This window comes from Mesorhizobium sp. M4A.F.Ca.ET.020.02.1.1 (assembly GCF_004022645.1).
GTDB lineage: Bacteria > Pseudomonadota > Alphaproteobacteria > Rhizobiales > Rhizobiaceae > Mesorhizobium.
This window is the reverse complement of record NZ_RZOI01001295.1, coordinates 1-714: the sequence shown is the minus strand read 5'-3', so window position 1 is coordinate 714 and position 714 is coordinate 1. Positions and strand designations below refer to the sequence as shown.

The 714-nt window shown below is 68.2% G+C and carries 1 protein-coding gene; it reads left to right on the top strand.

What is annotated here, in order from left to right:
* Positions 1-714: DUF2336 domain-containing protein (locus tag EN742_RS36740; protein ID WP_128333978.1), on the top strand; the 714-nt coding region annotated here is incomplete at both ends.

The following is a 714-nucleotide window of genomic DNA, read 5'->3' as shown; positions in this document are numbered from 1 at the left end:
AGGCATCATCGAGCAGCAGCGTCAGCGCGCTGGCTCGCGCCTATATCAATTCCGACCTGCCTTTCGAGGACCGCTGCGCCGCGGAAGCCGCGCTGACGCTGCTGCTCGATGATGCCTCGTCGAAAGTGCGGCTGGCGCTGGCCGAGGCGCTGTCGATGAGCCATCACGCGCCGATACAGATCATCAGCGCGCTGGCTTCCGACCAGCCGGAAGTGGCCGCGATGGTGCTGGCGCGTTCGCCGCTGCTTACCGATGCCGATTTGATCGATCGGGTCGCCGGCGGCCAGAAGGCGACGCAGAAGCTGATCGCCGACCGGCCTGTCGTCTCGATGGCGCTGGCGGCGGCGATCGCCGAAATCGGCGAGCCGGAGGCCTGCGCGGTGCTGCTCGCCAACAGCGGCGCCGACATCGCCACGCTAAGCTTCCGCCGCATGGCGGAGCGCCACGGCCATCTGCCGCTGGTGCGCGAGGCACTGGTAGCCGACCGCCGCTTGCCCGCCGACTGCCGGCACATGCTCCTGGTCAAGCTCGGCGAAACGCTGAAAGGTTCGCCGCTGGTGCTGGCGCTGATGGGCGCCGCAAGAGCCGACCGCGTGATGCGCGATGCCTGCGCGAAGGCCTCGGTGACACTGATCGAAGGCACGCGTGCGGAGGAGCATGCCGCGCTCATCGAACATCTCAGGCTGCGCGGTGACCTGACCGCCAGCTTCATCA